The following is a 12,526-nucleotide window of genomic DNA, read 5'->3' on the forward strand; positions in this document are numbered from 1 at the left end:
TAGCTTAACTAATATTAATTATATGATATTGTATGATAGTAAATGGATAATTTTTTAAAATATAAAATATACTTACTTTTCAATACCCTATTATTCAATTTTCAAGAACATTCCTTTTAATTAGTTCATCTTATATAAATGATGTGCCTTATCTTTATAATTAATCTACCTAACTAATGCTAATTGTTTCTAATATACAAAACTCCGCTTAACATCAAACCCACAGCTAAAAAAATCCAATTCTTATATATTACATAACCACTACATCCTAAGCATAACCAAATTAGGCTAGGTGCTATATTTTTATCTTTCTTGTTCTTTTTGGCCACTTCAACACCTCCTAAAATAACAAACTAAAATAAATAATCTTTACTGCATATTTTATTACAATTATACACCAATATATCCATTAATTATATATAATTTCTTAACACCGTATTATTCAGTTTTCAAAGAACATTGTCCGTATCTCTAGTTTCAATAGTTACTTCGCAATATTTTCATATCACAACGCAAAAACACCGTAAAATTCAGATTTCAATAATACGGTGTTTTTACAGCTTGTTCCTTTTTTCAGTTGTAACGTTAAATAAGAAATTTGTGTTCTAATTACTATTAATTTTAGATTCTAATATATTTTCAAATTCGATCCCAATAATAATTTATTTAATATCTGCAAAAATTTCATGTATATTACCATCTGGATCTGCAAATAATGCTGTTCTTTGATTCCAAGGCATATTCTGTGGTTCACTGATGGGAACTGCACCATTTGCAACTAATCGTGTAAAGGATTCATCAACATCATTCAAATCTTTACATGGAAAAGCTAGTTCAAAAGCCTGACCAGTTGACTTTTTCTTATATTCATTGCTATAGCCATACATAACATCTCTCATGCAAATAGCAAATCGCACTCCACTACTTTTAAACTCAACATAAGTTCCAAGATCATTTTCAATCTTAAATTCAAGAACTTGATTATAAAAATTCTTCATCTTATCTATATCGTTTGTCCAAATTGTAATAAGATTAATTTCCGCTTTCATTATAGTCTCCCCCTTACCATTTTAATTTTTATAGTTTGTATTTTCTAACAACCAATTATTCAGGATTGAATAATACGATGTTTTTATAATCTGTTCACTTTTTAATTGTAACTTTAAATAAGAAATTACTATAAGTCCTTTATTTATCTTTAAAATTTATATTTCTTATAATTAATATAATAGAAAATACCATTAATAATATAAATCCAATTAATGACGATATGTCGGTAAATCATTCATTTTTGGTTGTGATATTAAATAAGAAAACTATGAGCCAAGAAGCATGCCATATTATGCTTTGTCACTTGCTAGCTGTCGGGCAAATAATCTGGAATGCTCAATTTTATCATTCGTTATAAAGGTAGATTTATATCCAAAATCTCTTTCAGCAAGCATTCCAATATATTTTAGTTGAGAGTGCTTACAATATCGTTTGATACCTTCTTCAAATAAATCAGCTCCCTCTCCTGGTTTATACCCACAGGTAGTTATAATAGCTAACTTCTTACCATTCCAAAGAGAAGGTCCTTTTTCATCACCATAATACTTATTCATTCCGTATACCAAACGATCCAATAATGATTTCATAGGTGGTGTACAGTACCATGAATAGATAGGTGTAGCTAAAATAATGACATCACAATCATATATTTTATCAAAAATTTCCTGCATGTCATCAGCATATCCACATCCAAAAATTGTCCAGTCTTTTTGACAATTACGACAAGCAGTACAAGGTTTGATATGTTTATCATAAAGCCAAATCAAATCATACTGAACTTCTTGAAGTTTAAGTTCTTCAACAAAAGGTCTTAATAACTTGGACGTATTTCCATTTTTACGCGGACTACCCATAAGAATGCAATATTTCATTTTATACCCCCATTTTAAATATATTTCATAAAAACTTACTATTTTGGCTTAATTAATGATAATTATATCACATTTATATAATAATGTAGGATTGCTTTTGCAATAAATGTAAAACAGCTTTATTTTCTAGCACCGTATTATTCAGAAAATTAATATGCAATTATAACAAAATTACTTTTACAATCAAAAATATTATTAACAGCCATAATAATACAATTGGTATAGCAAAATACCACTTTTTCGGTTTCCCTCCAACCCATAAAGTTTCTGCTTCAACCCTACACTGTGAAAATATTTCTTCTGGAATGAATTTTACTGTAATTGCTATCAGTAAAGGAAGTATGATGACATCATCTAGCAAACCTATTACTGGTATAAAATCAGGTATAAAGTCAATTGGCGATAAAGCATATCCAATTACAATTCCTGCAAAGATTTTCGCTATTATAGGAGTTTCTTTTTTCTTCAAAGCAATAAATACAGCAGGTATATCTGTTTTTAGTTTCTTTGCTCTGGCTTTAAAATCCATATTTTATCTCCTCATTTTATAAATTATATTTATTTGATAATATCCTACAATTATACATCAATATATCCATTAATTATAATAATTTCTTAACGCCGTATTATCCAGTTTTTAAAGAACACTATTTAGTTTTCTATTATTTTATAGCCTAACTCCTTAGCTAAATATGTTTTATCTCAGTAACTACATTTACCCATGTCTTATTCCTTCATAAAATTCTTGAATTGTGAAACAAAAACACCCCAAAATTCAAACCTGAATAATGCGGTGCTCTAGCAAATTGTTCGTTTTTTCAATTATTACGTTAAATATGAATATTATGTACTAACTCTCCTTCTTATTTTCAAGTTCACTAATTGCTAAACAAATTAAACCAATAGATAGTAAAGTTATAGCACTTTTGCTTTCAAGTGTCTTTATTATATTTAGAACAAGCGTAGAAACCCCCATAGCCAAGCCAATAGATTTAAATATAAGTTTTTTTAAATCTTTATTCATTATTGTTCCTCCCTAAAAAATTCAATTAATACTAATTATTAAATTATATTGTATACTAACGTTAGTTATCACAATAATTTAAACACAAGGCTATAGTCCATAACATCTTACAAGTGTATTTTAGTAAATTGCTCACTTTTCAACAGAAATAATATTTTTGTATTTATCTCATATCATTACATCCGCTCTTTATTTATTTCTCCTTGAAATATTAACCATTTTACACAAATTAGCATATTATAAATTATTAAACAGTAAAGGTGTGATACTTATGCCAAGGGCATATTTCGGTACAACAATTTATACAGTACGACCTGGTGATACTCTCCATAATATCGCTCATAATCATATCACCACAATAGAAAATATATTAAAGTTTAACCGCAACATAGTTGATCCTAATCGTATTTATCCAGGACAAAGAATCATTATTCCATGGTCTCCTCCAAGGGCAATAATATATACCGTTAGACCTGGAGATTCACTTTACAGTATTGCTAGAAAATATGGGACCTCTGTTAGAAATTTAATTATGTTTAACTACTTGACCCCACCATATACTATTTATCCTAATCAGCAGCTGGTTGTAACACCATCACTAGGATAAAATTTTAGCCGAGTTAATCTCGGCTCCATCTTTTTACACTGATTTGTTTTCTTTTAACCTTAAATATTTCTGTGTCCATGGGCACGCTAATATGCACCTTCCACAAATTCTTTCCTCTATTCCAAGTTTGTCACTTCTTTTTCGTCCTTCATCTCTGCACTTAAAAGCATTAAAATACTTATCTCTATCCATATTTACCTTCCAATTAACTCCTAACACAGCATCGGCTGGACATAAATTTTCACACATATTGCAAGCCCCGCATTTTGATTCATTTGTTGGCAATGCCACCTCTAGTTCTGCATCAGTTAACACACTGGATAACCTTACAGCTGAACCAAACTCTTTTGTAACAAGTAAAGCACACTTTCCAATCCATCCAATTCCTGCTCTAGTTGCTACTGTTTTATGCGGTAAAGTAGTTTCTAAAATTGTTTTATCTGTGGTAACGCTTTTTCTTACCTTAGGCAACGCCCTAAATCCATGAGACTTTATAATCTCCGCTGCATATTCATCAAGTTCATCTAGAAGATTATTTTTCCTTATATATTCATCATAATAATCTTTTGTTGGCCCATCCCCTATTCCAGCAATTATAGATGGATCCAATGCTACTGCAATTGAGATTCCATATCTATAACCCTCTCTTTGGTTTTCTGGAATATCTTTCAAATCTGCAAATTCTACCATTGAGGCACCTTTTTCAATAAGCCTTTTTCTGATTTCTGTACTTAAGCAATCCACTTGTATCCCCCATTTCATCTATAATTAATTATTAGATTTTAATAATTATGACGCTTAATAAGATATTATGCATTACTCTAGCTACACCATAGGTTCATTTCCTATACTTTTACCAGTTTATTTCCAAACCTACTCCAACTTCTTTTACAGGCAAAGCTTTATGTATTTCTGCTCTAACAGCAAATGAAGTACAATGGCAAGGATATAATTCTTTTATATTGTTCTGTTTTAGATAATCGATAGTTTTATTAACCTGTTCAGTTACTTCAAATAAATGAAATCCTCCTATAACTCCTAACACTCGATTATCTTTACATACTTCCTTTGCATATTCAATTATATTGCATATCCCACTATGAGAGCATCCTGTAATAATATAGATGCCATTTTCATTTTTATATGCAAGAGCTGTATCATCTATTACATAATCATCAACTGAAGTTTGTCCAACAATTTGTTTACCAATAGGTTTTCTATTTTCGAAATGGTATATTTGAGGTATTTCTCCTAAAAAAGTTATATTTTTGCTAACTTTAATAGGTTCTTTTGAAAGAATTAGATTGCATTTTTCTTTTAATTCTTCTTCTAAAATAGGAGAACAAATTTTTAAATTTTCTATAAACTTTTCTTTAAATGCATCTGGATGAGCAATAATAGAAATATTATTTTTATTATTTTGTTCAAAGTAGTATTTTAATCCTCTTGTGTGGTCATCGTGACCATGGGAAATAACAATAGTGCTTATATTTTCTAAATCTACACCTAATGCAGTTGAGTTTCTTAGAAACAAATCAGAATATCCTGCATCCAATAGTAAGCTAGTATCCTCATCTTCAATATAATATGAAACAGCAGGTTCTCCACAATAATATTGGTCAATGTATGTATTATTGTCTACCAAAACTTTTAGTTTCACCTTTTTTCCCTCCTTTATTTATACTTAATAAGAATATTGTGCAATATTAAATATAAAAATTTCTACTATTTGTTTTGTAATAATTTATAATATTTTTCTTCATTCCTATTCCAAGTTATAGGTGAGCCCACTATACATCCTGTTGTTGCCCCAATGAATCCAGGCAAATATTTCGTTAATTGATGAAGTTCCTTCCCTTGTCCTATTATAAGGGCTGTAACTATTGACCAATATAATATAGTAAGTACTATAAGACTGGTCAATATATATTTAGATTTGCCTTTTTTTCTATTTTTGTCCCAATTTTTAATAAATTTTTCATTTTTCATCAAGTCTATCTCCCTCGCTAAAAACTAATTTTTTTGCTGCATATAAAGTTAACATTATATACCATATTACAATTATACACCAACATATCCATTAATTATATAATTTCTTAACACCTTATTATTCAATTTTCATTATCTATATTTAATGTCACTACAATCAAATAAACAATATAGAGTGAATAAGAGCAACTATGAAAAATAAAAAAGTGTTTAGATTTTGGAAACACATTATATGGATATAAAACATATGATAATTATGTAAGTATATGAAAGGAATGAAAAATATGTATAACATGTACAAAACATACCCATGCCCTTATTTCACGAACACATCCATGTACAGATTAGACAACACGTATGATGACTATGAAGGATATGCATGTCCTTACTGTATGTATGGTCCAGAGTTTTCGGATCAATTTGCCTATAGATATACTCCTTTTATTGATGAAGATGAAGAAAATATAGATTGTGATTCTTTGCGTGCTTCAGAAAATAATAGTTTAATTCACTTAAAAGATTATGGACCAGAACCTTTTGTAGTTAATATTAGCGAGGCTACTAAAGAAAACAATAATTTCCGTACTGCTCTATGGACAGGAAAGCATTTGCAACTCACCTTGATGAGCATTAAGCCTGGGGAAGATGTAGGTTTAGAAATTCATCCTGACACTGATCAATTCCTACGTGTTGAAGAAGGACAAGGGATTGTTAAGATGGGTGATACAAAATGCAATTTAAATTTTCAAAAAAACGTCTGTGATGATTTTGCAATCTTAATACCTGCTGGTAAATGGCACAATATAATTAACACCGGTAATAAACCACTTAAATTATACTCTATTTATGCGCCACCTCATCACCCTCATGGTACAGTTCACAAAACTAAAGCAGATGCAGAAGCTGCCGAATAAAGCCTTATCTACTTATAGGAATATAAAGAATACCATATAAGTTCAAATTAATATGGTATTCTTTATATTGTGATTAAAAATATTGCAGCAATCATCACCGTCACCTAAGGTATAAGTTTTTCATGTTCTTTTGCTTTTTTCGAAAGTTATTAAGGTAAGAATTTATTTTAAGCAATGCATATATTTTTCTGCTTCATCATACTTAACCAAAAACGCTTGTCCTTTAGAGCAGAATATCAAAGTTGAAGTATACTCAATATCCGCATTTTTATCATAAGCTATCTTTTCTATAACTTCTTTCTCATTGTGACAAATATCATACCCATCAAATATAAAGCTAAATTTCCCCTTTCCTTTCGTAAAAGAAATAAACTCTACGCTGTAATCCATAAACTTTGCAACTGGTCCTCTTCCTTTTATTATAGCCCTATTATAAATGGTTTCTGGAGGCTCAAAAGAACCATTCAACTTTTGTATGTCCGCTAAGACTCTCCCCATGCAATCTAATGAGACTTCCATTTTAAAAGAATAATAGGGCTCTAATAAAGTGTTTTTAGTTTTTTCTAATCCTTGTCTTAAAGCTCTAAAAGTAGCTTCTCTAAAGTCTCCTCCACTGGTGTGTTTATTATGTGCTCTTCCAGTTAAAAGTGTAATTTTTATATCTGTTATAGGAGAACCCGTTAAAATTCCATTATGCTCTCTCTCAAAAACATGGGTTTTTACTAAATTTTGATTTCCTATAGTTAAATCATCTGCATGGCATAAATTTTTAAAGGTAATACCACTGTTTCGCTCCCCTGGCTCTAATTTAAGATGCACTTCACAATAGTGTCCTAAAGGTTCAAAATGTCCGTAGCCTATTACTTCTTCTAAAATAGTTTCCTTATATAATATTTCACAGGGTCCAAAATCTATCAATATGCCAAATCTTTCTTCCATCAAATTCTTTAAAACTTCTAATTGAATAATACCCATAATATAAACCTGAATTTCTTGAAGTTTTTCATTCCACATTATATTTAAAGCGGGATCTTCCGATTCTAAAATCTTAAAATAACTTAAAACTTCCTTTGCATTTAATGTCTCCTGGAATATAACCTTTGATTTTAAAGTAGGAATCATATCATATTTAAATTTGTCTTTTAGAGTTCCAATTCCATCACCTATATTAGCAGAGGTTAAACCCGTTACTGCAAAAATCTGTCCCCCTTGAACTTTATCCACATTTATAAATTTATCTCCATTATATATTCTTATTTCATTAACCTTTTCATAAAAATTATTTTCAAGGTCGCCTAATTCTATGTGATCTTTCACCTTTAAGCTGCCACTTAATGCCTTTATATAGGTTAATTTATTGTTTTGCTCATCTCGTCCTATTTTATATACTCTTCCACTAAATTTCTCTTCTTCATTATATTCTGTAAAAGTTAAAGTATTTAGGTTTTCTAAAAAATCTTCTATGCCTATATCTTGTAAGGCGGAACCACTAAAACAAGGAAAAAGTTTATTTGTTTTAATAAGTTTTTTCATGGAGTTTAGCCATAAATCCTTGTGATATTTGTCATCTAAGTATTTCTCTAAAAGATATTCATCCTGTTCTGCAATAAATTCTATAAGTTCACATGTAAGGTCTTCATTATTTAATGCCCTATCAATAAAACAAACTTTTTTAGTAAAATTAAGCCTTATCTCTTCAATTACATTTTCAATGCTAGCTCCGGTTCTATCTATTTTATTTATAAAAAAAAGAATAGGGATATTATGTTTTCTTAAAAGATTCCATACTGTTTCTGTATGCCCTTGTATCCCTTCAACCCCACTTATTATAATTATAGCGTAATCCATAACTTGAATAGCTCTTTCCATTTCAGATGAAAAATCCATGTGTCCTGGAGTGTCTATAAGGTAATATGTGGAATCTTTATACTGAAAAGTACCTTGCTGTGAGAATACTGTTATTCCTCTTTCTCTTTCAATTTTATGGTTGTCCAAAAAGGAGTTTTTATGATCCACTCTTCCTTTATTTTTAATACTCTTTGTATGATATAATATTTGTTCTGCACATGTAGTTTTACCTGCATCTACATGTGCTAATATTCCTATTGTCTTATTCATAATTTATCTCCCATTGTAATTTTCATATTATTAATAAAATATCTACAAACACCAAACTTAGAATATTTCTTTAATAAGTATACCATTTGTGATCCCAAAATACATAATAAAAAAGTGCACCTCCAAATGTTATAGATCTCTAACATTTGGGGTGCATTTCATTGATATAGCCCCTATTTACTTTCCACAAATTGAATTGTCAATCCATTTGGATCTAACACAAAGAAAAATCTCGTACTTGGATTTGGTTGAAAGGGCCCACTTTCAATCTTTATACCATTTTCCTCAATGAGTGCCGCCATTTTATCTAGGGACTCCACTTTGAAGCCCAAGGAAATGTCTGCCCCCATATCAACTTCTTTAACTTCTTTATCATGTATTAATTCAACCTTTGTTTCTCCGTCTCCTAAAAAGGCTATCTCCATTCCTGGACCAGCTTGAAATCTTTGGATAATTGGAAGCCCTACAATTTCAGTATAAAATTTTAAAGACTCTTCCATATCCTTAACATTTAATGTACTCCAACAAAATTTCATATTGTCCCCTCCTCATTATTTAACTTCTTATATATAATTTTACCCTAAGTTTTTTATAAATACAAAAGTTACCTACCTTATTATAGGCAGGTAACTAATCATTTATTACTATTTTAAAGTACGTTTTAAGAATTCCTTTGTACGCTCTCTTTTTGGATTATTAAATATTTCTTCTGGCGTTCCTTCCTCTTCAATGACTCCTTTGTCCATGAATATTACACGATCGGATACATCTTTTGCAAATTCCATTTCATGAGTTACTATTAACATGGTAAGGCCAGTTTCAGCAAGTTTCTTCATAACCTTAAGAACTTCTCCTACCATTTCAGGGTCAAGGGCTGAGGTTGGTTCATCAAAAAGCATCACATCCGGTTCCATAGAAAGCGCTCTGGCAATAGCTACACGTTGTTTTTGTCCTCCAGATAGTTGTTTTGGTTTTGCATTAATATAATTCTCCATGCCAACTACTTTTAAGTATCTCATTGCAACCTTTTCCGCTTCTTCTTTAGAACGCTTTAGCACTTTCATTTGTCCTACAGTACAATTGCTTAAAACATTGTGATTATTAAACAAGTTAAATTGTTGAAACACCATGCCTAGCTTCTTACGATAATCGTAAATATCATGCTTATCATCTAAAATATTTTCTCCATTATAAATAATTTCTCCACCGCTTGGTTTCTCTAAAAGGTTGACACAACGAAGAAGGGTTGATTTACCTGATCCAGATGAGCCGATGATACAAACTACTTCCCCTTTGTTTACTGAGAAATCAACGTCTCTTAGAACTTCATGAGTTCCAAAGGATTTACTTAAATGTTTAATATCAATTATAACTTCATGAGTTCCAAAGGATTTACTTAAATGCTTAATATCAATTACTTTTTCCATACTATCCCCTCCTTTGTCTAATTTCTAATCATATCTTCAGCTCTCGCCACTTGCATTTGATTGCCCATCATAATGTAATTATCAGGACCATCTAATTTTCTTTCAATAAAACGTAAAATTCTTGTTATTGTAAAGGTCATTACAAAATACAATACGCAGGCAACAAAGAAGGATTCAAAATACTTAAAGTTATTTCCTGAAACTGATTTTGTCTGGAAATATAGCTCTGTTACACCAATTACGTTAAGAACAGAAGTATCTTTAATATTTATAACAAATTCATTTCCCATTGCCGGTAAAATATTTCTAATTACTTGTGGCAACACCACGTTAACCATGGTTTGAATGTGGTTCATTCCTATAGCATGAGCTGCTTCAAACTGCCCTTTATCTATAGAAACGATACCTCCACGAACTATTTCCGACATATAAGCACCTGTGTTAATAGATACAATAAATATGGCTGCAGTTAGTCGATTCATATCTATACCAAAAGCTTGGGCAGATCCATAATAGATTACCATAGCTTGAACAATCATAGGTGTTCCACGGAATATTTCTATATAAGCAGATAAAATTGTATTTACAACTTTTAAAATAATTCTTTTAGCTCCTCGTTCTGGAACTGGAATAGTACGTATGATTCCTACAAGCAAACCCATGATGGAACCTATAATAGTACCAATCATAGAAATTAATAGCGTAATGCCAGCTCCACGAATGAACATTGGCCAGTTATCTTTGATAATATCTACTATCACCTGAAAACTCATAATTCTCCTCCTTTAAAATATCTTGAAACTAAATGCTATAAATATACCTGGCTTCAAATATGAACTATTTTGCTGCTGGCTGATTTTTAATAGCATCATCCATTATTTTTGTACGTTCTTCTTCTGAAATACCTTTTAATATTTCATTGATTTTCTCAGTTAATTCGCTACCCTTTGTAATACCTACAGCAATTGCAGTGTCATCATCTGAAGTAGTAAATCCATCTTTAAATTCCACCATTTTAAAGTTTGAGTTAGCAGCTTCTGCACTAATAGCTTCTGGACGCTCTGATACGTATCCATCGATCATTCCTGATTCTAGAGCAACTCTCATTGCTGGGAAGTTGTCCATTGCTGGTTGTTTAGATACGCCATTTATTTGATCTATTACTGAATAGTGGAATGTATTTAATTGAGCAGTTAACTTTGCTCCTTTAAAATCTTGTATTGAAGTTGCACCTTCATATTTTCCACCTTTTTTAACCACCATAACTAAATTTGATTTATAGTAATTATCTGAGAAGTCAATTGACTCTTTACGCTTTTCTGTTGGTGACATACCAGCGATAATTGCATCTACTTTTCCTGAAGTCAAGGCTGGTGTAAGACCATCCCATTCTGTTTTAACTACAACTAATTTTTTTCCTAAACCATCCGCAATTTTCTTAGCAATTTCTATATCATACCCACCTGCATATTCTGCATTGCCATCAATTTTTACCGCTCCATTTGAATCGTTCATTTGAGTCCAGTTAAATGGTGCATATCCACATTCAAGACCCACTTTAAATGTATCTCCTTGGTCCTTTGAACTTTTAGATCCACAACCTGTAAAAAGCATAATTGCTGATAATGACGCTGCTAAAAGCATTGATATTTTTCTTCTCATAATATTTTCTCCTCCATTTTTTTCATTATTTAGATATTTTTGAACGAAAAAAAGACCTGAGATGAACTCAGGTCTTAATATGCATACACCTATACCCAATTCCTCTTCTTTCCCTAAAATGAGATAGCACAACCCAATAAACCGGGAAGTTTATTGAGACAGTCCTGCAGTTTTTAGCTACAGACCCAGCATGCAATACTGAGAATATTACATACTTCGGCGACATTTCCTTCTCCTTAGTATCAATGCCTCTCAAGCTCCTCTAAGGACTGTTAAATATCGCGCCTCTACCTCACTCGTGAAAGTGAGGTCTTATTAAATTTTGTTATATAAAGCTTACAACAACATTTTACATTTGTCAACCTAGATTTGAATTTTTCTAAATTAAATTTTCATATTTTTGTGATATCTTGGAGAATTCAAAAGGTATTACAAGCAGGCTTATATGTATTAACCTAATTTATCTCCTTTTTTAACAGTTCGTTCTGGTTGAATCAATACAACCCCTTGCTCTGAATAAGTTCCCATTACTAATACCTCTGACATAAAATCCGCAATTTGTCTCGGTGGGAAATTTACTACTCCTAAAACTTGCTTACCTATAAGTTCTTCTTTTTTATAACATTCAGTAATCTGAGCACTGGACTTCTTTATACCAATTTCATCTCCAAAATCAACCCATAATTTATAAGCAGGTTTTCTAGCCTTTTCAAAGAATTCAATCTGTACAATCTCGCCAACTCGTATATCTAATTTCATAAAATCATCAAAAGTAGCCATAATAACACCTTCCTATACAATATTATAAATTTATCCGATGACTACCATCCGTAATACTCCCATCGCACTCTGTGAAAGCGATT

General features: G+C 30.9%; 16 protein-coding genes and 1 riboswitch. Of the genes, 2 read left to right on the forward strand and 14 right to left on the reverse strand.

All coding sequences use genetic code 11. The features are described 5' to 3' along the window. Positions 1-179: 179 nt before the first annotated feature. The 5 genes from RYO54_RS13835 to RYO54_RS13855 all read right to left on the reverse strand — a co-directional run bounded on the left by RYO54_RS13835 (position 180) and on the right by RYO54_RS13855 (position 2,946). The gene (locus tag RYO54_RS13835) at positions 180-329 is read right to left on the reverse strand and encodes a hypothetical protein (RefSeq protein ID WP_163204413.1); all 150 of its coding nucleotides are present in this window, start codon (positions 327-329) and stop codon (positions 180-182) included. Positions 330-662: 333 nt separating this feature from the next. Beyond that, positions 663-1,049, reverse strand: coding sequence for a VOC family protein (locus tag RYO54_RS13840; protein WP_315119878.1), 387 nt, complete (start codon positions 1,047-1,049; stop codon positions 663-665). 291 nt (positions 1,050-1,340) lie between these two features. Next, on the reverse strand, positions 1,341-1,922 hold the full coding sequence (locus RYO54_RS13845) for a flavodoxin family protein (RefSeq protein WP_315119881.1): 582 nt from the start codon (positions 1,920-1,922) through the stop codon (positions 1,341-1,343). A 160-nt stretch (positions 1,923-2,082) separates the two neighbouring features. Next, complete coding sequence (locus tag RYO54_RS13850; RefSeq protein ID WP_315119882.1) at positions 2,083-2,451, reverse strand: DUF1232 domain-containing protein; 369 nt, start codon at positions 2,449-2,451, stop codon at positions 2,083-2,085. Positions 2,452-2,772: 321 nt separating this feature from the next. Next, positions 2,773-2,946: a hypothetical protein gene (locus RYO54_RS13855; protein ID WP_315119885.1), complete on the reverse strand. Its 174-nt coding sequence runs from the start codon at positions 2,944-2,946 to the stop codon at positions 2,773-2,775. 271 nt (positions 2,947-3,217) lie between these two features. Between RYO54_RS13855 and RYO54_RS13860 the strand changes: the two genes are divergently transcribed. Next, positions 3,218-3,553 (forward strand): LysM peptidoglycan-binding domain-containing protein, encoded by a 336-nt coding sequence (locus RYO54_RS13860; protein ID WP_315119888.1) that lies wholly within the window; start codon positions 3,218-3,220, stop codon positions 3,551-3,553. Between the two features lie 33 nt (positions 3,554-3,586). Here RYO54_RS13860 and RYO54_RS13865 read toward each other — a convergent pair whose 3' ends face one another. From RYO54_RS13865 to RYO54_RS13875, 3 genes are all read right to left on the reverse strand, one after another. Continuing rightward, a complete protein-coding gene (locus tag RYO54_RS13865) occupies positions 3,587-4,297 on the reverse strand; it encodes an epoxyqueuosine reductase (protein ID WP_315119890.1) in 711 nt (236 codons plus the stop codon). 109 nt (positions 4,298-4,406) lie between these two features. Next, positions 4,407-5,213 (reverse strand): MBL fold metallo-hydrolase, encoded by an 807-nt coding sequence (locus tag RYO54_RS13870; RefSeq protein ID WP_315119893.1) that lies wholly within the window; start codon positions 5,211-5,213, stop codon positions 4,407-4,409. Positions 5,214-5,278: 65 nt separating this feature from the next. After that, complete coding sequence (locus RYO54_RS13875; RefSeq protein WP_315119896.1) at positions 5,279-5,542, reverse strand: hypothetical protein; 264 nt, start codon at positions 5,540-5,542, stop codon at positions 5,279-5,281. A gap of 284 nt (positions 5,543-5,826) precedes the next feature. On the opposite strand from RYO54_RS13875, the gene RYO54_RS13880 reads away from it, so the two are divergent. After that, the gene (locus RYO54_RS13880; RefSeq protein ID WP_315119899.1) at positions 5,827-6,456 is read left to right on the forward strand and encodes a cupin domain-containing protein; all 630 of its coding nucleotides are present in this window, start codon (positions 5,827-5,829) and stop codon (positions 6,454-6,456) included. Positions 6,457-6,618: 162 nt separating this feature from the next. Here RYO54_RS13880 and RYO54_RS13885 read toward each other — a convergent pair whose 3' ends face one another. From RYO54_RS13885 to RYO54_RS13910, 6 genes are all read right to left on the reverse strand, one after another. Further along, the gene (locus tag RYO54_RS13885) at positions 6,619-8,574 is read right to left on the reverse strand and encodes a TetM/TetW/TetO/TetS family tetracycline resistance ribosomal protection protein (protein WP_315119901.1); all 1,956 of its coding nucleotides are present in this window, start codon (positions 8,572-8,574) and stop codon (positions 6,619-6,621) included. Between the two features lie 173 nt (positions 8,575-8,747). Further along, positions 8,748-9,110: a VOC family protein gene (locus RYO54_RS13890; protein ID WP_315119903.1), complete on the reverse strand. Its 363-nt coding sequence runs from the start codon at positions 9,108-9,110 to the stop codon at positions 8,748-8,750. Positions 9,111-9,218: 108 nt separating this feature from the next. Then, positions 9,219-10,001 carry an amino acid ABC transporter ATP-binding protein gene (locus tag RYO54_RS13895; RefSeq protein WP_315119905.1) on the reverse strand — a complete coding sequence of 261 codons (783 nt, stop codon included), beginning with the start codon at positions 9,999-10,001 and terminating at the stop codon, positions 9,219-9,221. Positions 10,002-10,018: 17 nt separating this feature from the next. Beyond that, on the reverse strand, positions 10,019-10,774 hold the full coding sequence (locus tag RYO54_RS13900) for an amino acid ABC transporter permease (RefSeq protein ID WP_315119907.1): 756 nt from the start codon (positions 10,772-10,774) through the stop codon (positions 10,019-10,021). A 64-nt stretch (positions 10,775-10,838) separates the two neighbouring features. Beyond that, on the reverse strand, positions 10,839-11,663 hold the full coding sequence (locus RYO54_RS13905; protein WP_315119910.1) for a transporter substrate-binding domain-containing protein: 825 nt from the start codon (positions 11,661-11,663) through the stop codon (positions 10,839-10,841). Between the two features lie 116 nt (positions 11,664-11,779). Next, a riboswitch (Lysine riboswitch) is annotated at positions 11,780-11,961 on the reverse strand. Between the two features lie 152 nt (positions 11,962-12,113). Next, positions 12,114-12,443: a tRNA-binding protein gene (locus RYO54_RS13910; RefSeq protein WP_315119912.1), complete on the reverse strand. Its 330-nt coding sequence runs from the start codon at positions 12,441-12,443 to the stop codon at positions 12,114-12,116. Between the last annotated feature and the right edge of the window lie 83 nt (positions 12,444-12,526).

The sequence above is a fragment of the uncultured Clostridium sp. genome (genome assembly GCF_963515715.1).
Taxonomy (GTDB): Bacteria; Bacillota; Clostridia; order Clostridiales; family Clostridiaceae; genus Clostridium_AW.